Below are 26,364 nucleotides of genomic sequence, written 5' to 3' on the forward strand. Positions count from 1 at the left end.
GCACAGAGATCACGCGGTATGGGTCCTGGCCTTCGCCAGGACAACACCGAGTTTGTGGCATCAACCCTGCCTACTTCCCGAACTCCTCCCGCATCTTCGCCTGGATCTTGGCCATGCCGCCGATCCAGCGGTCGTAATTCTCGGTCTTCTTGCGCATGTAGCCGAGCACCTGCGGGTGCGGCAGGATCAGGAAGGTTTCCTGCTCGAGGCCGGCGAGCACGTCTTTCGCCACCTGCTCCGGGGTGAGGTCGCCGTCGCCGGATTGCGGGCCCTTGGGGATCGAGCGCAGCATGTTGGTGTCGACGCCCTGCGGGCAGAGGATCGAGACCTTGATGTTGTCAGCCTTGTGCGAGATCGCGAGGTTTTCGGCAAAGCCGACCGCGGCGTGCTTCGTCGTCGAGTAAGCCGGGCTGCCGACCTGCGACAGCAGACCCGCGGCCGAGATGGTGTTGAGGAAATAGCCGCCGCCGCGCGCCTTCATGCGGGGGATGAGATGCCGCGCCGCATAAACATGCGCCATGACGTGGATCGCCCAGCTGCGCTGCCAGGGCTCGTCGGAGGCGCCGCCGGCATTGACGGACATCGGATCGAAGCCACCGCCGATGCCGGCGTTGGAGCAGAACAGCGCGATCGGGCCGAACTGTCGCTCGGTCTCCTCGATGACGTGCGAAATATCCTTTTCCTGCGCGACGTCGCATTTGAACGCCGCGCCGTCCACCTTGGCGGCAACGGCCCGCGCGTTGGCTGAGTCCATATCGGCAACCACGACCTTGGCAGCACCCGCCTTGTAAAAGGCCTCGCATAGCGCCTTGCCGATGCCGTTGGCGCCGCCCGTGACGACCACGACCTTGCCGGTCACCTGCATGCGACGTCTCCTCTTGTCTCTTATACCGCCCGCTCAGCTTATGCCGCTTTGCGAAACCTGCTCAGCTCAACACGAGGTCGAGCACCGCGGTATAATGGCATGCCGCGCCGGCCAAGACAAAACCGTGCCAGATCGCGTTCTGGAAGCGCAGTCGCCGCCAGGCGTGGAAGATCACGCCAAAGCTGTAGAGCAGACCGCCCGCCAGAATGAAGCCGAGCGCCAGGGCGGGCAGCGCCTTCACCACGGGCCCGTAGAGCATCACACCGCTCCAGCCCATCACGAGATAGATGCCGACCGAAACACGATCGAACCGGCCGGGCCAGAAAAGTTTCAGCACGATGCCTGATATCGCGACACACCAGACACCGGCGAGCAGCACCAGCGCGAACACATTGTCCCTCACCTCCAGGATGAACGGCGTGTAGGTCGCCGCGATCAACAGATAGATCGCGGAATGGTCGAAGCGGCGCAGCAGCCATTTGGCGGGCGAGATCGGCCAGAGATTGTAGGTCGCCGACAGCACCAGCATCGACATCAGTCCGGCAACGTAGACCGAGACGCCGACGACGTCGGTCGCATCGGCATAGACCGCCGCCAGCACCACCAGCACGGTCGCGGCGATGATGCCGGCGAGCACGCCGATCCCATGGATGATACCGTCGGCGATCAGCTCGGCGCGATCGTAGTTCCAGCGGATCGCGTCGGCCGCGGCATGCATGGAGGTGGAGGCGAGCTGTTTCAATCTGAAGACGGTCATGGCAATCCACGAAGCAAATACAAGGCCACTCTTTTATGGGTCTTTCGGGACCGGCGCGTCGTTCAAACGGCTGATCGCCGACAAAGGCGGTGGAAGTATGAAGCTTGATTTTCCTCACGCAATTGCCACTTTTGTGAACGGCATCACTGTTCCGCCCGCCCGAGATCACTCACGTTCATATGGCATTCAGTTTCCAGGATATGGTCGAAGAAGCCAGGCTTTCGGCCCGGGCGCTGATCGACTATGGCGAGCATTTCTTCAACCCGACGGTGCGGCTTGGTGTCACCGGCCTGTCGCGCGCCGGTAAGACCGTATTCATCACCGCGCTGATCCACGGGCTGACGCGGGGCGGCCGTTTTCCGGTGTTCGAGGCTTATTCATCGGGCCGGATCGCGCGGGCGAATCTGGCGCCCCAGCCCGACGATGCCGTGCCGCGCTTCTCCTACGAGAGCCATCTGCGCGCGCTGATCGAGGAGCGGCGCTGGCCGAGCTCGACGGTGGACATCAGCGAACTGCGTCTCGTCATCGACTATCAGCGCCCAAACGGCGCCGACCGCACCCTGACGCTCGACATCGTCGATTACCCCGGTGAGTGGCTGCTCGACCTGCCGCTGCTTCAGAAAAGCTACGAGCAATGGTCCGCCGAAAGCCTGGCGTTGTCGCGCGAAGCGCCGCGTGCGCATCTGGCCGCGGACTGGCACGCGCATCTCGCAACGCTCAAGCCCGAGGCGCGCGAGGACGAGCAGGCAACGCTCACGGCCGCAAAGCTCTTCACCCAATATTTGCGGGCCTGCCGCGACGAGCGGTTTGCGATGAGCCTGTTGCCGCCCGGCCGCTTCCTGATGCCCGGCGGTCTCGCCGATACGCCGGCGCTGACCTTCGCCCCGCTCGACGTACCCGTCGGCAGACAGGCGGCCGAGGGATCGCTGTGGGCGATGATGGTGCGCCGCTTTGAAGCCTACAAGGACGTCGTGGTCCGCCCGTTCTTCAGGGATCATTTTGCCCGGCTCGATCGCCAGATCGTGCTGGCCGATGCGCTCGCCGCATTCAATTCGGGACCTGAGGCGCTGCACGATCTCGAAGCCGCGCTATCAGGCATTCTCGATTGCTTCAATATCGGCCGCAGCACGTTTCTCTCCAGCATGTTCAGGCCGCGCATCGACCGCATCCTGTTCGCGGCAACGAAGGCGGATCATCTGCATCATTCCAGCCATGACCGGCTGGAGGCCGTGCTGCGCCGCGCGGTGACCCGCGCCGCGGCGCGCGCGGAAGATACCGGTGCCGAGATCGACGTGGTGGCGCTCGCCGCCGTGCGCGCCACCCGCGAGGCACAGGTTGCGCACGGCCGCGACAAATTGCCTTCGATCCTGGGCACGCCGGCCGCTGGCGAAAGCGCCAACGGCGAATTCTTCGACGGCAACACGGAGGTCGCGACCTTTCCGGGCGATCTGCCTGATGATCCCGAGCCGCTGTTCAACGGCAGCGGTGCGTTCCGCGGATTGTCGACGGAGGCCGCAGAGAAGAGCGATTTCCGTTTCCTGCGCTTTCGCCCGCCTGATCTCGAACGCGAGGGATCGGAAGAGCCCGCGCTGCCGCACATCCGCCTCGACCGTGCCTTGCAGTTCCTGATCGGAGACAAGCTCGCATGAACGACCGATCCCATCAGCGGCGGCCGGCGACGTTCCGGCTCGACGATCCCGATGTCGTCGTCACCGAGACCGACGAGACGAGCAGGCTCGGCCGCGCCACCATCCAGATCACGCCGGAGCATGATCCTCAGGCGCTGCCCGTGCCGATTGAAACAGCGCCTCCCGCCCGGCGCGGCTTTCCCTGGGGCGCGCTGTTCTGGTCCGGTCTCGCTGGTCTCACGCTGCTCGGCACGGGACTTGGCGTGACACGATTGATCGAGGATCTGTTCGCACGCAGCGAGAGCCTCGGCTTCGTCGGGCTTGCGCTCGCCTTCATCACCACGCTGGCGCTTGCGGTGGTGATCGGACGTGAGGCGTTTGGCCTCGCACGGCTTGTGACGATCGAGAAGCTGCATCGGCGCGCCGCAGAGGTGCTCGCCAGCGACGATCGCAGGGAGAGCCGCGCCATCGTGCAGGATCTGATCGCGATCGCGCATCAGAACCCGCAGCTCGCACGCGCCCGCGCCGCGCTCGAGAGCCACACCGGCGAGATCATCGACGGCGCCGACATGATCCGGCTCGCCGAGCGCGAGTTGATGTCGCCGCTGGATGCGGAGGCGCGACGGCTGGTGTCATCGGCGGCACAGCGGGTGTCGATCGTCACCGCAGTGTCGCCGCGCGCGCTGTTCGACGTGCTGTTCGTGTTCGTGGCCTCGCTGCGCCTGATCCGCCAGCTTGCCCGGCTCTATGGCGGCCGGCCCGGCGCACTCGGCATGATCCGCCTGCTCCGCCACGTCATCGCCCATCTCGCCATCACCGGCGGCCTCGCTGCAAGCGACAGCCTGGTGCAGCAGATGCTGGGGCACGGGATTGCAGCAAAGCTGTCGCAGCGGCTGGGTGAAGGGATGCTCAACGGCCTGCTGACGGCGCGGCTAGGTCTTGCCGCGATCGACGTCACCAGGCCGCTGCCGTTTGCGGCGTTGCCGCCGCCAAAACTAGCCGATCTCGCGACGGATTTGTTGCGGAGGAAAGAGGACGAGGAGGAGCGCTAGCCGAGCCGCACGCTCGCTGCACCCTCTCCCCTTGCGGGAGAGGGTGGCTCGTCGCGAAGCGGCGAGACGGGTGAGGGGTATCTATCCTCACGAACAGTGATGCGAATGGAGAGATACCCCTCATCCGGCGCTTCGCGCCACCTTCTCCCGCAAGGGGAGAAGGGAAGAAGAAGACCGCACTACGCAAGCGAGCGCTTCTCAAATTCCCCCGCCAGCACCCGCCACTGGAACAGCGGCGAGTCCTTCGGTGGCGAGAGCTCCGGGGTCCACCCGGTGAGCTTGTCGATCGTGTAGGTGTCGATCAGGACACCACGCCAGCGGCGTTCGGCTTGAGCGAGCTGCTCGCGTTTGGCGGGGATGCTCGCCCACGGCGGCAAATGATCATCGGGCTGACGACCGATATAGATTCCGGCATGCCCCTTGATCCTGTCCATGCCGGGATCGCGGAAATCCTGGAAGCGGCCGCGCTCGGTGATTTCGATCACGGGCACGCGGCCGCGGAACATCCAGCGCATCATGGCGTAGGTGCGGTAGTCCGTGGTCGCGATCCAGGTCGCGCCGGTCTCATCGAGCGCGGCCTGTGCGCGCGCGGCAACCTGCTCGTAGCCGGCCTCGGCGCCGATCGGATCCATCCTGCCGAGGAAATTCCAGGGCGCGGCGACATAATAGAGGAACACGATCACGACGAAGGCGATGCCCGACACCAGCGCCGTGTTCATCCAGAAGATGCCCGAGCGGATCGTCCGCGCCGACCAGCCTTCTTTCGGCAGCATCGCCAGGTTCACCGCGGTAGCCGCAAAGCCTGTCGGCCACATGAACATCGGCCAGGTATCGCCGACCCTGAGCGTCAGCGACTTGAAGAAGAAATAAGCGAACGGCACCAGCACGGCCGTCGACAGCAGGATCGCAACCGGCTCGCGCGTGCGATAGCCGCGCCACGCCGTCATGACGAGTCCTGACAGCACCACCGGCAACATGACAAAACCGACGAGGCCGAATTGCAGCCCGAGATAATCGCCGATGGTGCGCAGCGAGATGCCGTAATTGGCGGTGGCGCGCACGCCCTGAAAACGGAACGAGGCCCAGTCGTACTGCGCATTCCAGATCAGCACCGGCGAGAACATTGCGATCGCGATCAGCACCGCGAGATAAGGATAGGGGCTGCGCAGCCAGCGCAACCGCCAATCCGGCACCAGCAGAAATGCTGCGACTGCCGGCGCGAACATGATGGCGGTGAATTTTGAGAGGAGCGACACGCCGGCGAACAGGCCGGCCGCGAGCCACCAGCGGCCGTCGCCGCTTTGCGTCAGCCGCACCAGCGACCACATCATCGCCACCGCGAACGGGATCATGGCAACGTCGGGCGCGACCTTGGCCATCAGCAGGCCGTAATAGAGCGCGGCCTCCGGCATCAGCACCGCAACCACGATCGCGCGCACATCATGGGTGAGGCGGCGGACGATGTCGGCGAGCAACAGCTGCGTCACCAGCATCGCGACAATGCCACCGAAGCGGACGCCGAGCGCGGTGTCGCCGAAGATGAGGGTGCCGAGCCAGATGAGCCAGGCAATGCCGGGCGGATGATCGAGGAAGCTCAGCGCCGCCTCCTTCGACCAGGTCCAGTAATAGGCCTCGTCGGTGCGCAGCTCGATTCGCGAGGCATAGACGATGCGCAGCACCGTCATCGCGGCGATCACCAGCGCGGCCACGACGAGCGGCCGGCGCGAGGTGCCGTCGGGCTTCACGGCGATGTCGGGAACGATCGTCACGGCCGAGCTTTTCCCCGACTTGGGAGGGGGAGTCAATGTGGCCGCCGTCGTCCCGGGCAAGCGAACCGCGACCCGGGACCCGTAGGGCGCGCTTGTCCGGGACGACGACGGAGAGCCTACGAGACTTACCGTTACGTAACCTTGCCGCGCATGTGATCGGAGGGGCCGTTCACCGGCGGAATTTAACTCTCTACTGGCTGTTCTCCTCCGTGAACTGGTACAACCGAATCATGGCCACGACCGCCCTTTCACGATTGCCCGAACTCGTTCGCTCGACCAGCGCGCGACAGGTGCGGCTGGTCTGCGGCGTCATCCTGTTCGCTTACGTGGTCAGCCATTTCCTCAACCATGCGCTCGGCAACATCTCGGTCGATGCCATGCAGGTCGGGGTCACCTACCACATGGCGTTCTGGCAGTTCCTCCCTGTTGCGATCGTGTTCTATGGCGCGGCCTTCACCCATATGGGGCTCGGCGTCTATGCGCTGTACCAGCGCCGCCAGTTCCGCTGGCGGACGATCGAGCCGCTGCAGCTCGTGCTGGGCCTGAGCATCCCCGCGCTGATCATGGCGCATGTGATCGGCATCCGGCTGGGCCAAATCCTGTACGGCCACGAGAAGCTCTATCCGCAGGAGCTCTATCTGTTCTTCGTCGCGGCGCCTGGCCGGCTCTGGACGATGACGATCCTGCTGATCGTCGCCTGGGTGCACGGCTGCATCGGCATCTATTTCTGGCTGCGGCTGAAGCCATTCTTCACGCGCGCGGCCCCCTATTTGCTTGCGGCCGCCGTGCTGATCCCGACGCTGGCGCTGCTCGGCATCTACCAGGGTGGCCGCAGTGTCGCCGCCGACAGTGAGGACGGCGAGTGGCGCCGGCAAAATTACACGCAGCGCGAGGTCGGCTCGTTCGCACAGGCCGACACGCTCGACCGCATCACCGGCGGACTGACCATCAGCTACATCGGCCTGCTCGGACTGGTGATGCTCACACGCGGGGTACGCAGCTGGCGCGAGCGGCGCGGTGGCATGATCGCGCTGTCCTATGGCAACGGCAAGACCGTGCGCGTGCCCAAGGGTCTCTCCGTGCTGGAAGCAAGCCTGCGCCACAACGTGCCGCATGCCAGCGTCTGCGGCGGCCGCGCCCGCTGCTCGACCTGCCGTATCCGCATCATCGGCGATCATGCCGCCCTGCCCGAACCGTCGCAGCGCGAGGCCTTCGTGCTGGCCCGCGTCGGCACCGCCGACCCCTCGATCCGGCTGGCCTGCCAGCTGCGGCCGAACTCCGATCTCTCCTTCTTCCAGCTGTTCATGCCGCACATGCTCTCGGCCAATGCGCAGGCGACGTCGCCGGCGCGGATCGGCCAGGAACGCTATCTCGTCAGCCTGTTCGTCGACATGCGCGGCTCGACCCAGCTCGCCGAGAAACGCCTGCCGTTCGATACCGTTTTCATCGTCAACCGCTTCCTCGGCGCGGTGTCGCAGGCCGTGATCGAGAATGGCGGCCAGCCGAACCAGTTCGTCGGCGACGGCATGCTGGCGCTGTTCGGCCTCACCAGCGATCCGCACACCGCCTGCCGGCAGGCGCTGAAGGCGGTGGCTGCCATCGCGACCCATGTGGACGAGCTCAACGAGCTCCTGAGCCACGATCTGCGCCAGCCGATCCGCTTCGGCATCGGCGTCCATGGCGGCGAGGTCATCATCGGCGACATCGGCTATCGCGACCACATCGTCTTCACTGCGCTCGGCGATGCGGTGAATGTTGCGGCCCGGCTCCAGGACATGACCAAGACGCTTCAATGCGAGGCGATCGTCTCCGAAGAAGTGCGCCGCACCGCCGGCCTTCACGAGGACGCGCTGCCAAAGCAGGAGGTCGCGATCCGCGGCCGCGACGAACCGATGGTCGTGCGTGTCGTCACCGACACCAGGACATTGTCGGCCGTCATCGCCGGTGGCGAGCGGGTCGCGGCGTAACCCCACCCTGTTGCAGCGCAGCGGCATGGGCTTGCTGCGAAAGCACGAATTGACTTCGCCCGAGTCGTTGCGACAGATGGGCGCAGAATCGCGGTGATGACCGCTGATTCAACGAAAAGCTCCGGGAGGAGACGAGATGTTTGACCGACGCGACCTGCTCAAAGGAGCGGGCCTTGCCGCACTTGCGGCGACACTGAATTCCACCAAAGCACTGGCACTCGACACCATCACGCTCCCGTTCGCCAATGGCGAGCGGCCGCTGGTGAAATATCCGCAGAAGCGGCCGATGATCGGCGTGACCAGCCGGCCGCCGCAGCTCGAGACGCCATTCGCGGTGTTCAACGACGGCCCGATCACGCCGAACAATGCGTTCTTCGTACGCTATCACCTCGCCGGCCTGCCCTATGATCTCGACCCCGACAAGTTCACGCTCGAGATCAAGGGCAAGGTCGACAAGCCCCTGAAGCTGTCGCTGAAGGACATCCGCAAGATGAAGGCGACCGAGATCGTCGCCGTCAACCAATGCTCCGGCAACAGCCGCGGCTTCTCCGAGCCGCGCGTCGCCGGCGGCCAGCTCGCCAATGGCGCGATGGGCAATGCGCGCTGGCGCGGCGTGCCGCTGAAGACCGTGCTGGAGATGGCCGGCGTGCAGGCCGGCGCCAAGCAAGTGGTGTTTGCCGGCATGGACGGGCCTGTCAGCGATAAGACGCCTGATTTCGCCAAGGCGCTCGACCTCGATCACGCCACCGATGGCGAGGTGATGCTGGCCTATGGCATGAACGGCGACGATCTGCCGTTCCTCAACGGCTTCCCGCTGCGCCTGGTGGTGCCGGGCTATTACGGCACCTACTGGGTCAAGCACCTCAACGAGATCACCGTCATCGACGGCGTCTATGACGGGTTCTGGATGAAGGGCGCGTACCGGATTCCTGATACGCCCAACAATTCGGTCGAACCCGGCACGACGCCGAAGGCGACGATCCCGATCAACCGCTTCACCATCCGCTCCTTCATCACCAGCGTGACCGACGGCGCCAGGCTGAAGGCGGGAAGCACGACGCTGCGCGGCATCGCTTTCGACAGCGGCAAGGGCATCAAGGACGTCCAGGTCTCCACCGACGGCGGTAAGACCTGGACCTCAGCCAAGCTCGGCAAGGATCTCGGCAATTACTCGTTCCGCGAATGGAAGCTGCCGGTGAAACTTGCGGCGGGCGAGGTCGAGCTAAAGGTGCGCGCCACCAGCAATTCCGGTGAGACGCAGCCGGAGACGCCGCGCTGGAATCCGGCGGGTTATTTGCGCAACGTCGTCGAAACCGTCCGCGTCAGCGTCGCCTGAGGAGAATTATCATGCAGCGCACCGTTCTCCTCGCCATTACGCTTGCCGTTGTCGCCGTCATCGGTTCGGCCTTCGCAGCGTCAGTCGATTACAAGACGCCGGATGAGATTGCCGCCTTCAAACCCGGGCCCAATCTCGAGGTCGTGCAAGGCAATTGCGCCGCCTGCCACTCGTCCGATTACATCGCCACGCAACCGCCGATGAAGGACAAGAAGGCGTTCTGGCAGGCCGAGGTGACCAAGATGATCAAGGTCTATGGCGCGCCGATCGACGATGCCGATGTCGGCAAGATCGTGGATTACCTGGCCGCGACTTATTGACGGCCCAGGTTGACAGCCCAGGCTCAATTGACCGCGAAACGGGCAAATCAGGCAAAAACGCCGCGAAGTTGAGCGAATTTCCGCGAAATGCGGATGTGGTTTGATCTACCAAGCCCGCCACATTCCGCGTATCCTGTAGGACCGAACCGGCCGGTTGGCGGGGACTGGCGGTTCGTGATCTCGGAGGAAGACCCGCGGAGAAGTCGTGATGGCTAAAGGTACGGTCAAGTGGTTCAACCCGACCAAGGGTTATGGATTTATCCAGCCTGCGTCGGGCGGCAAAGATGTGTTCGTGCATATCTCGGCAGTGCAGAAAGCCGGTCTGTCGTCCCTGAACGAAGGACAGACGGTGGAATACGAAGAGATCGCAAACCGGGGCAAAACCTCCGCAGAGAACCTCAAAGTATAAGCCGCCAGCTTTTGCTGCCTCCCGGATTTGTCCGGGAGTGAGGCCAAGAAAATTTCAGAAGACGATCCGTGCATTCGACGACAGGCGTTGCGACTGCACACGAAAGGCTATTTGCCTGTCGAAATCGCCAATCAACGCCGCAGCAATGACAATCGCGACCGCATGTGGTCAGCCCACCGGCAACGGTGCGTCGCGCTTGATCTCCTCCATCACCGCATAGGTGCGCGTCTCGCGCACGCCCGGCATCAACAGCAAGGTCTCGCCGAGGAAGCGCCGATACGCGGTCATGTCCGCAAGCCGCGCCTTCACTAGATAGTCGAATCCGCCTGCAACCATGTGACACTCCAGCACTTCGGGCGCGAGTTTTACCGCACGCGCAAAGCGCTCGAAATTGTCAGGCGTGGTCTTGTCGAGCAGGACCTCGACGAACACCAGAAGACCCAGCCCAAGCCGGTGCGGATTGAGCCGCGCGCCATAGCCCTCGACAAAGCCTTCTCGCTGTAATCGCTTCAGCCGCTCGCCGATCGAGGTCGGGGACAGGCCGATGCGCTCGGCGAGCTCGACATTGGCTATGCGCCCATCTTCCTGCAAAATTGAGAGGATTTTCCGGTCGATTCGATCGAGTTCCATATTATATACGGCCATTTCGCCTCTAGACTTCATTTTCTAAGGTAATTTGGCTATCTTGTCTATCGAACTGCGGTCACGCGGGCTTTATCCTGAATTTGAGCCACAGGACATGCCATGCCGAACACCCCCCCGCCCTTCTCCGCTCCCTACGCGCCCGACGACGCCGACATCGCTGCGCGTCTGTTTCCGTCGACCCATCTCGCCCCGCCGCAGGAGGCGCGGATCGACCGTACCGCGACGCGGCTGATCGAGGCGATCCGCAAGCGCGACGACCGGTTCGGCGGCGTCGAGGACATGCTGCGCGAGTTCGCACTCTCGACCAAGGAAGGCCTCGCGCTGATGGTGCTGGCCGAGGCGCTGCTGCGCGTGCCAGATGCCCGCACCGCCGACCAGTTCATCGAGGACAAGCTCGGCGAGGGCGATTTCATCCATCACGAGACCAAGTCCACGGCGTTCCTGGTCAACGCCTCGGCCTGGGCGCTCGGCCTGTCGGCGCGGGTGATCCAGCCCGGCGAGACGCCCGACGGCACCATCGGCCGCCTCGTCAAGCGGCTCGGCGCACCGGCCGTGCGCACCGCGACGCGTCAGGCGATGCGGCTGATGGGCAATCATTTCGTGCTGGGCGAGACCATCGAGCAGGCGCTGGAACGCGGCAAGCCGCGCTCGGGCGAGAGGCCGCGCTACTCCTTCGACATGCTCGGCGAAGGCGCACGCACGGCAGCCGATGCCAAGCGCTATTTCGACGCCTATGCGAGTGCGATCGAAACCATCGGCAAGGCCGCAGGCAACCATCCGCTGCCCGACCGGCCCGGCATCTCGGTCAAGCTCTCGGCGCTACATCCGCGCTTCGAGGCAATCAGCCGCGATCGCGTGATGGGCGAGCTCGTGCCGCAATTGCTGGACCTCGCCCGGCGCGCCAAGGCCCACGACCTCAACTTCACCGTCGATGCCGAGGAGGCCGACCGGCTGGAGCTGTCGCTCGACGTGATCGCGGCAACGCTCGCCAATCCCTCGCTTGCTGGCTGGGACGGATTCGGGCTTGCAATCCAGGCCTATCAGAAGCGCGCCAGCGCAGTGATCGACTACATCCACGAACTGGCGCGGGCGCATGACCGCAAGCTGATGGTGCGGCTGGTCAAGGGCGCCTATTGGGACACCGAGATCAAGCGCGCGCAGGAGCGCGGGCTCGACGGCTACCCGGTGTTCACGCGCAAGGCGATGACGGATCTGAACTACATCGCCTGCGCCACGAAGCTCTTGAATCTGCGACCGCGCATCTTCCCGCAATTTGCGACCCACAACGCCCTCACCGTCGCGACCGTGCTGGAACTCGCCGGCGCCAGCTCCGGCTTCGAATTCCAGCGGCTGCATGGTATGGGCGAAGCGCTCTACGAGCAGCTCGCCAGAGATCATCCCGAGATTGCCTACCGCACCTACGCGCCGGTCGGCAGCCATCGCGATTTGCTTGCCTATCTCGTCCGGCGTCTCCTGGAGAATGGCGCCAACTCGTCCTTCGTGGCGCAGGCGGCCGACTATCGCGTCCCGGTGCCGGCGCTGTTGAAGCGTCCGGTCGGTCTCATCGTTCGTCCGGATCATGCGCATCATGCCAAGATTCCGCTGCCGGGTGATCTCTTTGCACCGGAGCGGCACAATTCAGCCGGCATCGAGTTCGGCGAGCGTGCAGCACTCGAGCGGTTGCTGGCCGAGGTCAAGGCCGCAACGCCCGACCTCAGGCCGGTCGCAGATGCGACGCCCGAGCAGGCGAACGCAGCGATCGCCGCGGCGCGCGCGGGCTTTGCTGGATGGAGCCGGACGCCGGCGGGGACGCGCGCGGCGGCGCTGGAACAGGCCGCGCATCTGCTGGAAAGCAGCAGTGCGCATTTCCTTGCGCTGCTGCAAGCCGAGGGCGGCAAGACGCTCGACGACGCGCTCTCCGAGTTGCGCGAAGCCGCCGATTTCTGCCGCTATTATGCCGCGCAGGGCCGAAAGCAATTTGGTCACGAGACCGCGATGCCGGGCCCGACCGGCGAGAGCAACGCGCTCGCCATGCGCGGCCGCGGCGTTTTCGTCGCGATCTCGCCGTGGAATTTTCCGCTGGCGATTTTCCTCGGCCAGGTCACCGCGGCCCTGATGGCCGGCAACAGCGTGGTCGCAAAGCCCGCCGAGCAGACGCCGCGCATCGCGCGCGACGCCGTCGCGCTGCTGCACGAGGCCGGGATTCCCGCAAGCGCGCTGCATCTCGTCACCGGCGACGGCCGCATCGGCGCGGCGCTGACCGCACACCCCGACATCGCCGGCGTCGTCTTCACCGGCTCAACCGAGGTCGCGCGTCACATCAACCGGACGCTCGCCGCCAAGGACGGGCCGATCGTGCCCCTGATCGCGGAGACCGGCGGCATCAACGCGATGATCGCGGACGCCACGGCGCTGCCCGAACAGGTCGCTGACGACGTCGTCATCTCCGCCTTCCGCTCCGCAGGCCAGCGCTGCTCGGCGCTGCGGCTGCTGTTCGTGCAGGAGGACGTCGCCGACCGCATGATCGAGATGATCGCAGGCGCAGCGCGCGAATTGAAGATCGGAGATCCCTCCGGAGTCGCGACGCATGTCGGCCCTGTCATCGACACCGATGCCAAGCAGCGCCTCGACGCGCACATTGCGCGGATGAAGAGAGAGGCGAAGCTGCACTTTGCGGGCATCGCGCCGGAGGGCTGCTTCATCGCGCCGCATATCTTCGAGCTGAGGGATGCCGGCCAGCTCACCGAGGAGATATTCGGCCCGATCCTGCACGTGGTGCGCTACCGGGCTGAAACGCTCGAACGCGTGCTGCAGGCGGTCGATCGCACCGGCTATGGCCTCACGCTCGGCGTGCACTCCCGCATCGACGACACGGTCGAGGCCATCATCGACCGCGTCCAGGTCGGCAACATCTACGTCAACCGCAACATGATCGGCGCGGTGGTCGGCGTGCAGCCGTTCGGCGGCAACGGCCTGTCCGGAACCGGCCCCAAGGCCGGCGGCCCGCATTATCTCGCGCGCTTCGCCACCGAGCAGACCGTGACCATCAACACCGCCGCAGCCGGCGGCAACGCAGCCCTGCTTGCAGGCGAGGAGTGAGGCCCTGCGCCTGGCGCCGTTGCATCCCGGCGAAACATCGGTCTAATGCTGCCATGACTTGGCCCGCGCCAATTCCAGCCGGCGGGAAACAACAAGAGCGAGGGAGCAACGCCAGCGATGGAAAAAGGCATTTTTGCAGGGCTCAAGGTTCTGGACTGCGCGAGCTTCATCGCGGCGCCCGCGGCCGCGACCGTGCTGTCCGATTTCGGCGCCGACGTCATCAAGATCGAGCCGCCCGGCGCCGGCGACCCCTACCGCAACCTGCCGAACCTGCCCGGCTATCCCACCGGCGAGCACAATTTCGCCTGGCTGCTCGAGGCCCGCAACAAGAAGAGCCTCGCGCTCGACCTCTCCAAATCAGAGGCGCAGGCCGTGCTCTACAGACTGGTCGAAGAGGCCGACGTCTTCATCACCAACATGCCGCCGCCGGTGCGCACCAAGCTCGGCATCACCTATGACCACCTCGCCCATCTCAACGACCGGCTGATCTACGCCTCCTTCACCGGCTATGGCGAGAAGGGCGAGGAAGCCAACAAGCCCGGCTTCGACAGCAACGCCTATTGGGCGCGCTCCGGCCTGATGGACCTCGTCCGCGCCGATATCGACACAACACCGGCGCGCTCGGTCGCCGGCATGGGCGACCATCCCTGCGCCATGGCGCTGTACAGCGCCATTGTCACCGCGCTCTACCAGCGCGAGAAGACCGGCAAGGGCTCGCATGTCGCCTCCAATCTGATGGCCAATGGCGTGTGGGCGGCGAGCGTGCTGGCACAGGCAAAGCTCTGCGGCGCCAAGTTCGGCGAGCGGCGCCCGCGCGAGCGCGCGCTCAATGCCGTTGCCAACCACTACCAGTGCAAGGACGGCCGCTGGCTGATCCTGTCGCTGCTCAGCGAGGAGAAGCAGTTTCCGACCTTGGCCAAGTGCCTCGGCCGCGAGGACCTGATCACCGATCCGCGCTTTGCCACAAAACCCGACCGTCACGCCCGCTCGATCGAGTTGATCAAGATCTTTGACGAGACCTTCGCCACCAAGGATCTCGCCGACTGGCGCAAGATCCTCGACGGCAACGGGCTGGTATTCGGTATCGTCGGAATCCTGGACGATATCCCGAACGACAAGCAGATGCTCGACAACGAAGTGCTGGTGCCGTTCGAGAACGACACCATGCTGACGATCAACTCGCCGATCTGGATCGACGGCACCAAGAAGGTGCAGCCGCGCAAGCCGCCCGGTGTCGGCGAGCACAGTGACGAGATTTTGCGTGGCGCGGGATACGACGAGCAAGCGATCAAGCAGCTGCGCGCAAAGGGGGCTGTGGGGTAAGGGGCCTTTGAGTTGCTTCCGGGACAACGGATGACGAACTACGCGAATTGAGGCCTATCTCAGCGCCAGCCAGCCGAGCGTGAACAGGATGCCGCCGAGGATGACGACGACAGCAACAGCGGAGGCGCTGATGCGGAAGCTGCCGGCGACTTGCTTGGCTTCCTCATTCTGCGCGATCTCGCGATTGCGCTGCTTGTCGGCTTCGCTGGTATCCGTCATGGGTCATCCAAATCGCTTGTTGGCTGACGCATGATCGTGGGGACCATGCGCTAACGCGTCTTGATGAAGCACATGCCAATGCGGCTTGAGGCGGCCGCAGCCTGACAGGTGAGACCTTTAGCACAGGTCCATGACGTAAAACTCTTGTCAGCCGTTCCCGATCCCTCATTTTGCAGGGAACAATGCGCGCCCCAGCCGTCCTGATATTCGGTGCCGGCGAGCTCCCGACTTCCGCGGGTCTGCGGCCGGCTGGCAAATCCGCGTGAAAAATCGGGGTGTTTGTCGGTAGCAAACGCGGTCAGGATGTCGCGGCGACGGAGCTGGTCGCCGACAAAATGCGGCGAGGCCGGAACGATGGTGGCGTTCGACGCGTTCTCCGTCAGCCAGTCCACACCCGGAAAATGGAAACCACCGATGCCCCGGGTCTGGTGACAACCCGAGCAGGTGACGTCATTCAGGCGGCGCTGGAAGCCTGCGACCGATCGGATGTTCTCCATGGCGATGCCGCGCGCGGCGGCTTGCTTGAGCGCGCCGACGACGTCGTCATCGGTGAAGACGGGATTACCCTTGCCCTCGCCCTTGCCTTCACCCTGCATCATCCCAAATTCCGGCTGCATCGTTGAAGCATCGAGGCCCGAAGGCGTCGGCGCCACCGCGGCCTTGGCGAGATATTGCTCCGGGATCAGCACTGTGCCGCGATCAAACTCGCGCAGATTCGCGGGCGCCAGCAGCCACGCCTTGAAGTCGCGTCGAAGCGTATCATCGGCAAGGATGCGGTCGCGGTCGATCTGGTTCTCGAGCGTCGATTCCACGAAAACCTTGCTGGCCGCGTCATATTTGAACACCTTGAGCAGATAGTCGGAGCGGAAATCATGCAGCGCCGATTTCGGCGAGATCGAGATCTGGATGTTGGTCTCGATACGGTCGATCATCGCATCGTAAGGCGCAGTGCGGCTGCCGATCAGCCCCTGCCAGTCGCCATTGCCCAGCCAGCGCCGCGCGACCTCGGCGCAGGTGATGGGCTTGCCGCCCGCATCCATCTGGCGTGCATCGCGCGCTTTCATCACGAGGTTGAAGGTCATCGGCAGGCGCGTCGCGGTGCTGCCGCCATCCGGTTTTCGCTCGAACCGCGCCAGGCGATAGATCAGCCTGACCTCGCCGCAGGATTCTTCCGACACATAGGCACGGTCCATGCGGTTGATGATGCCGGCCAGTACGAAACTCGTGTTGGCGGACTTCAGGTTGGCCCGATCGAACAGCTCGACATCGAACCCTTCACCAACGCCGGTGGTCTCGCTCGGTGAAGCCTGCTTGTGCTGCGCGATGTAGCGATCGAACTCCGCATCGATCGCCGGCGGAATCTCCTTGAGCTGCGGCAGCGATGCGAACAGCTGATCGCTCGTCAGCGGAACATTCGCGTTCCGCTCCGGCTGCAACAAGCGTGAAATCGACAGCGCATCGCTCTGGTCAAGCTTGCGCAGGAGATCGGGGTCGGTGATCGCGGTCCCGCGCGCGAGCGGCGCATTCTCTGCTGCCGAGAGCGACATGACGCTGCCGAACAATATGGCGGCAGCCAGGAAAATTCGCAGCGCGCGGCTCATGCCTCCACTAACACCGCACAGAGCCGCCTATTCAAGCAAAAAGGCGCTTCACGTGGTGGTGAAGCGCCTCTTCGAATGTCGGATATCGGACGCTAACGCGCGGTGATCAGGCCCTTGGCGGTGACGACCACCCAGTGGCCGTCCTGGCGACGGATCGCATCGACGCGGCCAACACCGGGGATAGGATCGCCGGCATAGACCTCGTACAGGCCATTCCGGCCCTCGATCAGCGCGCCACCATTGGCGACATCACGAAGCCTCCAGCCCTCGATCGTCGGCAAGCGGCCGACTTCGGTCTTGACTTCGGTCTTGGGCGTGGCCGGCACAGGAGCCGGCGCAGCGGCGGCCGTCGCAACTTGCGTCGGGGCCGGTGCTGCGATCGCGCCGGTGGTTTCCTTGGCAGGCGTAACGGCTGCGGCCTGCGCGGGAGCAGGGGCCGGCGGCGTGGCGCGGAGCCTGTCGACGGTCTCGGACAGCTTGGCGAGCTTGGCCATCGGCTCGGCCTGCGCCTTCTCGAGCTTGTCGAGGCGGTCGTTGGCCCGGTTGATCTGGCTGAGGCCATTCTTCGAAGTGTGCTCGACATTGGCCTTCAGCGCGACGATGTCGGAATCGATCCGGGCGACGGAGGCATCCAGCGCGCTGGTGTCGGCGACCTGGGCCGGCGCCGGGCTGGCCGCGAAATGCATCATGCCGGCGGTCGCGAGCGCGCCGCTGATGGCGCCGACGCAAGCCGCGATCGCAACGACCGCGGCCATCGCCGACAGGCGGCGCTTGCTGCCGGTGTCACGCACCTCGTCGGCCTTCACATGCGGCGCTTCGCGGTCCCAGGACCGCTGCGAGGGCGTCATGACGATGAGCTTGCCGGGTTTTGTCTCGGATTTCGGCTCCGGCTTGGTCTCGGCCTTGGCTTCAATCTTCGGAACCTCGATCCGGGGAGGTTCGACCTGCGGGGCGTCCGCCTTGATCGGCTCAGGCTTGGGCGGCGTCTCATGGTCAGGGGCGATCGAGGGGGCGTCGATGCCGGCGGCCGCCTCGACCTCCTGCGGCGCGGCACCTACGGCGGCATCGGCGGCGGTCCGGTCGTTAGTCTCTTGGCCGGCCAGGTCGGGCATGGGTTCGCTCACGGCTCAAATACTCCAGTCTGGGTTGACCTTTTGGTAACTTTCATTGCTTGCGAATTCCTTACCTCGGGACCCGCTTACCGAAATTTTAGGAACTCGTCCGAGGCCGAATTGGGTCGGGAAAGTGGAACCGGCGTGGCGGCGAGCAACAAATCGTCAGCCGATGACGCCCTGCAGCAGAGTGCCGGATTGAGCCGAAGGGCTGGACAGTCGGGCCGTCGCCCTTCGAGGGCCGCTGAAGAAGCGGCCATCTCAGGGTGACGGTGAGAGAGTCTCCGCCATCCTCACATCACCACCGGCGCATCCGGCAGTTCGTTCGGATACGCCCCGCCCGGCGGGAAGTGCTTGGCCAGCTCGCGTGACACCGCGGCGATGCCGTCGATCACACCGCGCTCGAACTGGCCGGACCTGAACTCGGCCTCCATCGCGCGGCAGATCGCTTCCCAGCCGGCAGCACCGACCTTCGCGTCGATGCCGCGGTCGGCAATGATCTCGACGTCGCGGTCGGCGAGCAGCAGATAAATCAGCACACCGTTGTTGTGCGCGGTATCCCAGATCCGCAAATGCGAGAACAGATCGAGCGCGCGCTCGCGGGCGTGCTGATGGCTGAACAACGGTCGGCCGTCGAGCGCGCCTTCGACGACGAAGCGGACCTGGCCGGAATGCGTCGTTTCGCTCTGCTTGATCGCCTGCTCGATGCGGTCGAGCACGCTTTGCGGAAACACCTGCCGCGCGCGCCAGTGGTGCTGGAGAAGATGCTTGGTGATACGCCCAATGCCCATGATTACCAGCTCCCCGAGGCGCCGCCGCCACCAAAGCTGCCGCCGCCCCCGCTGAAGCTGCCGCTGTCACTGGATGATGAACCGCTGCTCCAGCCGCCGGACGAGGAGCCGCTCGACCATGAGCCGCCGCGCGACGACCCGGTCGAAGCCGGAAACAGATCGGCGATGAAGGACAGCACAAAGCCGATGATCCCGGCGAGCAAGGCCAAGGCGCCCGATCCGATGATAAGCATCGCCAGGAGGCCGATCACGCTGCCGGTTGCGACCGAGCCCAGCAATCGTCCCAGCAGCGCGCGCAGGAAGCCGCCGACGACGAGCGATGCAAACAGCGCGACCGGGAGGAGCGGCCCGATGTCGTCCAGATTGGCAAAATTCACGCTGCGCGAAGGAGCCGGCAATGGCTCGCCATCGACGACGCGCATCATCCGCTCGGCGCCGGCCGAAATGCCGCCGGCGAAATCGCCCTCCCGGAATTTCGGCGTGATGACCTCGTCGATGATCCGCCGCGACGTGACGTCGGTAAGCACGCCTTCGAGGCCATAGCCGACCTCGATGCGCAGGTGCCGGTCGTTCTTGGCGACGACGAGGATCGCACCGTCGTCGACCTTGTTACGACCGATCTTCCAGGCCTCCGCGACGCGGATGGAGAATTGCTCGATCGTTTCCGGGTCCGTCGTCGGCACGATCAGGACGGCGATCTGGCTGCCCTTGCGCTTCTCGAAATCGCCAAGCTTCTGCGACAGCGCGACGATATCGCCGCTGGACAGCGTCCCGGTCCGGTCGACCACGCGGCCGGTGAGCTGCGGCACCGCAACATCGGCGAAGGCGGAGAACGTCCAGCCAAGCAGCAGTGCGAGGAAGATGGCCTTGATGGCGCGCATTGGAGCCGAACGCGCTTACTTTGACGGCGCGGGCGCTGTGTTGAAATCGACCCTCGGCGCGGTCGAGATCTCCTTCTCGTTCTCGACCGTGAAGTTCGCCTTCTCCTTGTAACCGAACATCATTGCGGTGAGGTTGCTCGGGAACGAGCGGATGGTGACATTGTATTCCTGGACCGACTTGATGTAGCGGTTGCGGGCGACAGTGATGCGGTTCTCGGTGCCCTCGAGCTGCGACATCAGATCCTTGAACAGCGCGTCGGACTTGAGCTGCGGATAATTCTCGGTCACGACAAGAAGCCGCGACAGCGCGCTGGAGAGTTCGCCCTGGGCGGCTTGGAATTTCTGGAGCGCAGCCGGATCATTCAGCACCTCGGGCGTCGCCTGGATGCTGCCGACCTTGGCGCGGGCATTGGTGACACCGAGCAGCACGTCTTTTTCCTGCTGCGCAAAGCCCTTCACCGAGTTGACCAGGTTGGGCACGAGATCGGCGCGGCGCTGATACTGGTTCACCACCTCAGACCAGTTGGCCTTGATCTGCTCATCCTGGCTCTGGATGGCATTGTATCCGCAATTGGTGAGGCTGAGCGAGGCCAGCGCCGCCAGCACGGTCAGGATCTTCCGCATCAAATTTCTCCCGGTGGAATCGGCGGCAAACTACCAGATTGAGCGCGTACGGCGCCAGATGTCCCGAGGGGGCGCGATAAGCAGCCGGCTGACGCAAGCCTCTTGCCTATCACGGGACGACATAGTCAACTCGCAGCAAACAAGACAAAAATTCAGGGGAGCGCGCCATGTCCTCGTTCGAGACCATCCTCGTGGAGCGGCCGGACCCGGCAATCGCCCGGGTCGTGATGAACCGGCCCGACGCGCGCAATGCGCAGAACCTGCAAATGACCTACGACCTCAACGCCGCCTTCGACGCGGCTGTGCAGGACGACGCGGTCAAGGTCATCATCCTCGCCGGCAACGGGCCGCATTTTTCCGCCGGCCATGATCTTCGTCCGGGGACCAAGAATGCCGTTGGCGTCGATTTTCCACCTGTTGGAAATTGGGGCGGCTTTGCCGAGGCGAATGCTCATGGCCGCTTCGCGCGCGAGCAGGAAATATATCTCCAGATCACGCGGCGCTGGCGCAACCTCGCCAAGCCCATGATTGCCGAGGTGCACGGCAAGTGCATCGCCGGTGGGTTGATGCTGGCCTGGGCCTGCGATCTCATCGTCGCCAGCGACGATGCGCAGTTTTGTGACCCCGTCGTGACGATGGGCGTCTGCGGTGTCGAGTGGTTCGTGCATCCCTGGGAGCTCGGCCCGCGCAAGGCCAAGGAATTCCTGTTTACGGCCGACAGCTGGAGCGCGCAAGAAGCGCATCAGCTCGGCATGGTAAACCAGGTGGTGCCGCGCGCGGAGCTGTCATCGCGCGTGCTGGAACTGGCGCGGCGGATCGCCGCAAAGCCGTCCTTTGCGCTGAAGCTGACCAAAGAGGCGGTGAATCGCTCGGTCGACGTGATGGGGCAGCCCGCCGCGATCGACCAGGCCTTTGCGCTGCACCAGCTTTGTCACGCCCACAATCTTCAGGAGTTCGGCATGGTGGTCGATCCATCCGGACTGCATCCCTCCGTGCGAAAGCCGGCGGCCGCGGAGTAGACGCCATGGATCTCAATCTCAGTGACGAGCAACGACTGCTGCGTGAAAGCGCGGAGCGCTTCGTAGCCGAGAGCTACGATGCCGACCACCGCCGCAAGACCGCCAACGATCCGCTCGGTTTCAGCCCTGATGTGTGGAAGCAATTCGCGGAGCTCGGCTGGCTGGCGCTGCCGATCCCGGAAGAGTTTGATGGGCTCGGTGGCGGGCCAGTCGAGATCGGCATCTTGATGGAAGCCTTCGGTCGCGGGCTGGTGTCGGAACCTTATGTCGCGACGGTTGTGTTGGGCGCCGCGTTGATCGAGCGCTGCGGCAGCACGGCGCAGAAGCAGGCGAGCCTGCCCAAGATCGCCGACGGCTCAATGAAGCTCGCTTTCGCGCATTCCGAGCGCGCGGCGCGGTTCGATCTGGCCAAGGTCGCGACATCAGCGACCAGGACGGCGCAGGGCTGGCGTCTTTCCGGCAGCAAGATCGCCGTGCTCGACGGCCATGCCGCCGACGAGATCATCGTCTCCGCGCATTTGCATGATCATCACGGGCCATCGGGACGGATCGGCCTGTTCCTGGTGCCGGCAACGGCATCCGAGCTTTCGATCTCCGACTATCCACGCCTCGGCGGCGGCCGCGCCTGTAATATCGAGCTTTCAGACGCGCAGCTGTCGGCAGATGCCCTGCTTGGCGACGGCAAGGACGCGCTGCCCGCGATCGAATGGGCCGTCGATCGCGCCATGGCCGCGCTCGGGGCCGAAGCGGTCGGCATCATGCAGACCCTGCTCGATACCACGCTCGAGTACACCAAGATCCGGAAACAATTCGGCCGGCCGCTCTCCGCCAACCAAGTGATCCGCCACCGCCTTGCCGATATGGCGATCCAGGTCGACGAAGCCCGCTCCGTGGCGCTGCGTGCCGCGCTGAAGGTCGACAATGCGCCGGTCGAGCGCGCCCGCGCGGCGTCGGGCGCCAAGGCGAAGATCGGCAAATGTGCGCGCTTCGTCGGCGAGCAGTCGATCCAGCTTCATGGCGGCATGGGCGTCACCGAGGAGCTCGAGGTCGGCGCCTATTTCAAGCGGCTGGTCGCCTTCGACACGCTGTTCGGCGGCAGCGCGCATCACTATGCCCGCCACGCCCAGCTTGGCCGCACCACCGTTTGAGCCTGAGAGGAGCGCATCATGGACCTGTCGTTCAATGCCGAAGAGCGCGCCTTCCAGAGCGAGGTGCGCAGCTTTATCGCCAAAAATCTCACCGAGGAGATGAAGCGCGCGACCGCACTGACGCCGTCGGTGTTTTCCGATCCTGACATCGGCATGGCCTGGCAGCGCGCGCTGCATCAACAGGGTTGGGGCGCGCCCGGCTGGCCGGTCGATCATGGCGGCCCGAACTGGACGCCCGCGCAGCGCTGGATCTTCGAGAGCGAATGCGCGCGCGCCGGCGTGCCCAATGTCAACGTGATGGGCGTGAAGATGGTCGGACCTGTCATCATCGGGTTCGGTAGCCCAGAGCAGAAGAATTTTTATCTGCCGCGGATTCTGTCCGGCGAGGACTATTGGTGCCAGGGCTATTCCGAGCCGGGCTCCGGGTCCGATCTCTCCTCGCTGAAAACACGCGCGGTGCGCGACGGCGACGACTACATCATCAACGGCACCAAGATCTGGACCACGCATGCGCACCACGCCAACCGCATGTTCGCGCTGGTGCGCACCAGCGACGGCCCGCGGCAGCAGGACGGCATCAGCTTCGTCCTGATCGACATGAAGACGCCAGGGATCACGACGCGGCCGATCCTCACGATCGGCGGCGACCACGAGGTCAACCAGGTGTTCTTCGACGACGTCCGCGTGCCCGTCGCCAACCGCGTCGGCGACGAAGGCAAGGGCTGGACCTATGGCAAATATCTGCTCGAGTTCGAACGTGGCTCCGGCATCGCGTCAGCAAAGCTGCGCGAAGGGCTGCGCGCCATCACCGAGCTTGCGGAGTCCGACCTGACCGGCCGGGCTATCGACAGCCCTGACATCGCAACGCGCATCTCGGAGGTCGAGGTCGACATCGACGCGCTTGAAATGACCGAGCTGCGCGTGCTCTCGGCGCTGCAGACCGGACAAAATCCCGGCGCGGTGTCGTCGATCCTGAAGCTGCGCAACAGCGAGATCCGGCAAGCCGTGACGCGACTAGGCGTCGACGTGATCGGCCATGACGCGCTCGCGGTCGAGCCGATGCGCCCGCTCTACAAGCTCAACCACGAGCCCGCGCTGCCGGAGGATATGCTGACGGTGGTGCCGGAATATCTCAACGGACGCGCGTACACGATCTTCGGCGGCACGTCGGAGATCCAGCGCGATATCATCGCGAAGATGATGCTGGGGATTTGAGGCCCGAGCGGGCGCGACACATTCCGCCGTCGTCCCGGACAAGCGTAAGCGCAGATCCGGGGCGACAGTTGAGTGCGTCGCGACAGCCAGCGTAGCAAACGGTCGGGGTTATCCCACCACCTTCGCACCCCTGATCGCCTTCCAGATCTTCTGCGGCGTCAGTGGCGTATTCAGCTGGGTGATGCCGAGCTCGGCGAGAGCATCCATCACGCCGTTGGTGACGCAGGGCGGACCGCCGATGGCGCCGGACTCGCCGCAGCCCTTGGCGCCGAGCGGATTGGTGCGGCAGGGCGCGGAATCGTCCAGCGTCACCACGATCGGCGGCACGTCATCGGCGCGCGGGATGCAATAGTCCTGATAGCTCGCGGTCAGCAGCTGGCCGTCGGCATCGTACGACACGCCCTCGTACAGCGCCTGGCCGATTCCTTGCGCAACGCCGCCATGGATCTGGCCGGTCACCAGCATCGGGTTCACGGCGACGCCGACGTCGTCAACGGTGGTGTAGCGCACGACCTTCGACACGCCTGTCTCCGGATCGATCTCGACCTCGCAGATATGCGTGCCGTTCGGCCAGCTCGGACCATCGACCTCACCCTCGGAATCAACGCTGAGCTTGGCGCCGGCTTCCTTCTCGGCGATATCGAACAGGCTGATGCGGCGGTCGGTGCCGACGACGGTGAGCATGCCGCCCTGATATTCGATGTCCTCGACCGAGGTCTCGAGCACATTCGCCGCCTTCTCGCGCGCCTTCTGGATCAGATCGTTGGAGGAGACCGCGACCGCGGTGCCGCCGACGAACAGCGAGCGGGAGCCGACGCTGCCAAAGCCCATGGCGAGATCGGTGTCGCCTTGCACGACGTCGATCTTGTCCATGGGAATGCCGAGGGTGTCGGAGATCATCTGGGTGTAGGTGGTCTGCAGCCCCTGCCCCATTGCCATGGTGCCTGAATGCAGCACGACGCGGCCCTGCGAGGTCGCGTGCAGGCTGACCTTCTCGGTGTGAGCGCGACCACCGGTCCATTCGATATAGGAGGTAAGGCCACGGCCGTAGAGCAGGCCCTTCTTCTTCGCAGCCTTCTTGCGCGCGGCAAAGCCGTCCCAGTCGGCGAGCTTCACCGCACGATCGAGCATGTGCGCGAAGGCGCCGGAGTCGTAAACCTGCCCGGCCGCATTGGTGTAGGGCAGCTGCGCCGGCTTGATGTAGTTGGCCTTGCGGATCGCGCGCGGATCCATGCCGATTTTTCGCGCGGCAGCGTCGAACAGGCGCTCGACGATAAACACCGCCTCGGGGCGACCCGCGCCACGATAGGCACCGACGGGCGCGGTGTGGGTCATCACCGACTTGATCTCGAAATGCACCAGCGGCAGGTCGTAGACGCCGGTCTGCACGAACGGTCCAAGCACCAGCGGAATGATATTGGCCGCGCCCGAGGAATAGGCGCCCGTGCAGCCGATCGAGGTGACGCGATAGGCCAGCACCTTGCCCTTCTCGTCCAGCGCGAAGGACGCGGTCGAGGTGAGATCGCGACCGTGGGTGCCACCGACGAACTCGTCGGTGCGGTCGCCGCGCCAGCGGATCTTCTTGTTCAGCTTGGTCGCGACATAGGCGACGATGCCGTCTTCCGGATAGAGGTTGGTCTTCTGGCCAAAGCCGCCGCCGATGTCGCCGACCAGCACCCGGACGCTATCCTTCGGACGCTTCAGCACGGCTTCCGCCAGCACGTCGCGGGTCGAGGCCGGGGTCTGCGACTGCACATGCAGGAGCAGTCGGCCGGTCTTCTTGTCGATCTCGGCGATGGTCGAACGCGGCTCCATGGCCGAGGGCACCAGACGCTGGCTGACGAGATCGAGCTCGACCGTATGCGCGGCCTTGGCGAAGGCTTCGTCCACCTTGGCGGCATCGCCATAGCTCATCGCACCGACGATGTTGTCGGGCGCCTCCGGCCACACCACGGGAGCACCGGGCTTCACGGCCTCCACCGGATCGACCACGGCGGGCTGCACGTCATACTCGACCACGATCGCTTCGGCTGCGCTCTGCGCCTCCGCGCGCGAGGACGCGACCACCGCCGCCACCGCCTCGCCGGTGTAGCGCACGACCTCATGAGCGAGCAGCCGGCGCGGCGGCACCGTCATCGGCTTGCCGTCGGGGCGCTTGAAGATGCTGAGCGTCGGGATGCTGCCGACGTCATCCTTGATCAGATCGGCGCCGGTGTAGATCGCGGTGACGCCGGGCATCGAGGCCGCAGTGCTGGTGTCGATCGAGACGATCTTCGCATGCGCATGCGGCGAGCGCAGCACGTGCAACCAGAGCGCGCCGTCCTCCGGCTTGTCGTCGATGAATTGCCCCTTCCCGGTGAGCAGCCGCTGGTCTTCCAAACGCTTGACGGGCTGGCCCGCTCCGAAACGCAAATTGCCGGGAAGAATGTTCATTCCGCTGGGTCCTCTAAGCCTCAAAGTGCGGGCGCCTTTTAGCGGATCGAGGCAAGCGAGACCAGCCGCGGTTTTGGGCTGGATATCCTCGATTTCGTCATGCCCGGGCTTGTCCCGGGCATCCACGTTCTTTGGACGGAGGGGTAAGGCG

Annotated in this window: 22 protein-coding genes; 11 read left to right on the forward strand and 11 right to left on the reverse strand. The window is 64.8% G+C overall.

Going from position 1 to position 26,364, the window contains the following annotated elements:
* Window positions 1-70 precede the first annotated feature (70 nt).
* Both M2427_RS22535 and M2427_RS22540 read right to left on the reverse strand, forming a co-directional pair.
* Window positions 71-865, reverse strand: coding sequence for an SDR family oxidoreductase (locus tag M2427_RS22535; RefSeq protein WP_280708887.1), 795 nt, complete (start codon window positions 863-865; stop codon window positions 71-73).
* A gap of 61 nt (window positions 866-926) precedes the next feature.
* A complete protein-coding gene (locus tag M2427_RS22540) occupies window positions 927-1,622 on the reverse strand; it encodes a hemolysin III family protein (RefSeq protein ID WP_280708888.1) in 696 nt (231 codons plus the stop codon).
* Between the two features lie 179 nt (window positions 1,623-1,801).
* Here M2427_RS22540 and M2427_RS22545 point away from each other — a divergent pair, with 179 nt between their 5' ends.
* A complete protein-coding gene (locus M2427_RS22545; protein ID WP_280708889.1) occupies window positions 1,802-3,271 on the forward strand; it encodes a YcjX family protein in 1,470 nt (489 codons plus the stop codon).
* A complete protein-coding gene (locus tag M2427_RS22550; RefSeq protein ID WP_280708890.1) occupies window positions 3,268-4,302 on the forward strand; it encodes a TIGR01620 family protein in 1,035 nt (344 codons plus the stop codon). The genes M2427_RS22545 and M2427_RS22550 overlap by 4 nt, the downstream gene beginning before the upstream one ends.
* A 179-nt stretch (window positions 4,303-4,481) precedes the next feature.
* On the opposite strand, the gene M2427_RS22555 is transcribed toward M2427_RS22550, so the two are convergent.
* Window positions 4,482-5,987 (reverse strand): glycosyltransferase family 39 protein, encoded by a 1,506-nt coding sequence (locus M2427_RS22555; RefSeq protein WP_280709067.1) that lies wholly within the window; start codon window positions 5,985-5,987, stop codon window positions 4,482-4,484.
* A gap of 314 nt (window positions 5,988-6,301) precedes the next feature.
* On the opposite strand from M2427_RS22555, the gene M2427_RS22560 reads away from it, so the two are divergent.
* The 4 genes from M2427_RS22560 to M2427_RS22575 all read left to right on the forward strand — a co-directional run bounded on the left by M2427_RS22560 (window position 6,302) and on the right by M2427_RS22575 (window position 10,103).
* Window positions 6,302-8,038: an adenylate/guanylate cyclase domain-containing protein gene (locus tag M2427_RS22560; RefSeq protein WP_280708892.1), complete on the forward strand. Its 1,737-nt coding sequence runs from the start codon at window positions 6,302-6,304 to the stop codon at window positions 8,036-8,038.
* A gap of 136 nt (window positions 8,039-8,174) precedes the next feature.
* Entirely contained in the window at window positions 8,175-9,374 is a 1,200-nt protein-coding gene (locus tag M2427_RS22565; RefSeq protein ID WP_280708893.1) for a molybdopterin-dependent oxidoreductase, read from the forward strand.
* Window positions 9,375-9,385: 11 nt separating this feature from the next.
* Window positions 9,386-9,694 carry a cytochrome c gene (locus M2427_RS22570; RefSeq protein ID WP_280708895.1) on the forward strand — a complete coding sequence of 103 codons (309 nt, stop codon included), beginning with the start codon at window positions 9,386-9,388 and terminating at the stop codon, window positions 9,692-9,694.
* Window positions 9,695-9,902: 208 nt separating this feature from the next.
* Window positions 9,903-10,103 (forward strand): cold-shock protein, encoded by a 201-nt coding sequence (locus M2427_RS22575; protein WP_008134691.1) that lies wholly within the window; start codon window positions 9,903-9,905, stop codon window positions 10,101-10,103.
* Between the two features lie 168 nt (window positions 10,104-10,271).
* Here M2427_RS22575 and M2427_RS22580 read toward each other — a convergent pair whose 3' ends face one another.
* On the reverse strand, window positions 10,272-10,733 hold the full coding sequence (locus M2427_RS22580; protein ID WP_280709068.1) for an Lrp/AsnC ligand binding domain-containing protein: 462 nt from the start codon (window positions 10,731-10,733) through the stop codon (window positions 10,272-10,274).
* Between the two features lie 114 nt (window positions 10,734-10,847).
* Here M2427_RS22580 and putA point away from each other — a divergent pair, with 114 nt between their 5' ends.
* On the forward strand, window positions 10,848-13,847 hold the full coding sequence (gene putA, locus M2427_RS22585; protein WP_280708896.1) for a bifunctional proline dehydrogenase/L-glutamate gamma-semialdehyde dehydrogenase PutA: 3,000 nt from the start codon (window positions 10,848-10,850) through the stop codon (window positions 13,845-13,847).
* 117 nt (window positions 13,848-13,964) lie between these two features.
* Window positions 13,965-15,170 (forward strand): CoA transferase, encoded by a 1,206-nt coding sequence (locus tag M2427_RS22590; protein WP_280708897.1) that lies wholly within the window; start codon window positions 13,965-13,967, stop codon window positions 15,168-15,170.
* 54 nt (window positions 15,171-15,224) lie between these two features.
* On the opposite strand, the gene M2427_RS22595 is transcribed toward M2427_RS22590, so the two are convergent.
* The 6 genes from M2427_RS22595 to M2427_RS22620 form a co-directional block, all read right to left on the reverse strand.
* Complete coding sequence (locus M2427_RS22595; RefSeq protein WP_280708898.1) at window positions 15,225-15,389, reverse strand: hypothetical protein; 165 nt, start codon at window positions 15,387-15,389, stop codon at window positions 15,225-15,227.
* Window positions 15,390-15,439: 50 nt separating this feature from the next.
* Window positions 15,440-16,990 (reverse strand): hypothetical protein, encoded by a 1,551-nt coding sequence (locus M2427_RS22600; protein ID WP_280708899.1) that lies wholly within the window; start codon window positions 16,988-16,990, stop codon window positions 15,440-15,442.
* A 92-nt stretch (window positions 16,991-17,082) separates the two neighbouring features.
* Window positions 17,083-18,102, reverse strand: coding sequence for a hypothetical protein (locus M2427_RS22605; protein WP_280709070.1), 1,020 nt, complete (start codon window positions 18,100-18,102; stop codon window positions 17,083-17,085).
* Between the two features lie 293 nt (window positions 18,103-18,395).
* Window positions 18,396-18,893, reverse strand: a complete 498-nt coding sequence (locus M2427_RS22610) for a TPM domain-containing protein (RefSeq protein ID WP_280708900.1) — start codon at window positions 18,891-18,893, stop codon at window positions 18,396-18,398.
* A 2-nt stretch (window positions 18,894-18,895) separates the two neighbouring features.
* The gene (locus M2427_RS22615; RefSeq protein ID WP_280708901.1) at window positions 18,896-19,774 is read right to left on the reverse strand and encodes a YgcG family protein; all 879 of its coding nucleotides are present in this window, start codon (window positions 19,772-19,774) and stop codon (window positions 18,896-18,898) included.
* Between the two features lie 15 nt (window positions 19,775-19,789).
* A complete protein-coding gene (locus M2427_RS22620) occupies window positions 19,790-20,398 on the reverse strand; it encodes a LemA family protein (RefSeq protein WP_280708903.1) in 609 nt (202 codons plus the stop codon).
* A 167-nt stretch (window positions 20,399-20,565) separates the two neighbouring features.
* Here M2427_RS22620 and M2427_RS22625 point away from each other — a divergent pair, with 167 nt between their 5' ends.
* The 3 genes from M2427_RS22625 to M2427_RS22635 are packed head-to-tail and all read left to right on the forward strand — an operon-like array spanning window position 20,566 to window position 23,780.
* Entirely contained in the window at window positions 20,566-21,417 is an 852-nt protein-coding gene (locus M2427_RS22625; protein WP_280708904.1) for an enoyl-CoA hydratase, read from the forward strand.
* Window positions 21,418-21,422: 5 nt separating this feature from the next.
* A complete protein-coding gene (locus tag M2427_RS22630) occupies window positions 21,423-22,565 on the forward strand; it encodes an acyl-CoA dehydrogenase (RefSeq protein WP_280708905.1) in 1,143 nt (380 codons plus the stop codon).
* Between the two features lie 18 nt (window positions 22,566-22,583).
* On the forward strand, window positions 22,584-23,780 hold the full coding sequence (locus M2427_RS22635) for an acyl-CoA dehydrogenase family protein (protein ID WP_280708908.1): 1,197 nt from the start codon (window positions 22,584-22,586) through the stop codon (window positions 23,778-23,780).
* A gap of 108 nt (window positions 23,781-23,888) precedes the next feature.
* On the opposite strand, the gene M2427_RS22640 is transcribed toward M2427_RS22635, so the two are convergent.
* Window positions 23,889-26,213, reverse strand: coding sequence for a xanthine dehydrogenase family protein molybdopterin-binding subunit (locus M2427_RS22640; protein WP_280708909.1), 2,325 nt, complete (start codon window positions 26,211-26,213; stop codon window positions 23,889-23,891).
* Window positions 26,214-26,364: the final 151 nt, after the last annotated feature.

The sequence above is a fragment of the Bradyrhizobium sp. BR13661 genome, assembly GCF_029892425.1.
In the GTDB taxonomy this organism is placed as follows: Bacteria; Pseudomonadota; Alphaproteobacteria; order Rhizobiales; family Xanthobacteraceae; genus Bradyrhizobium.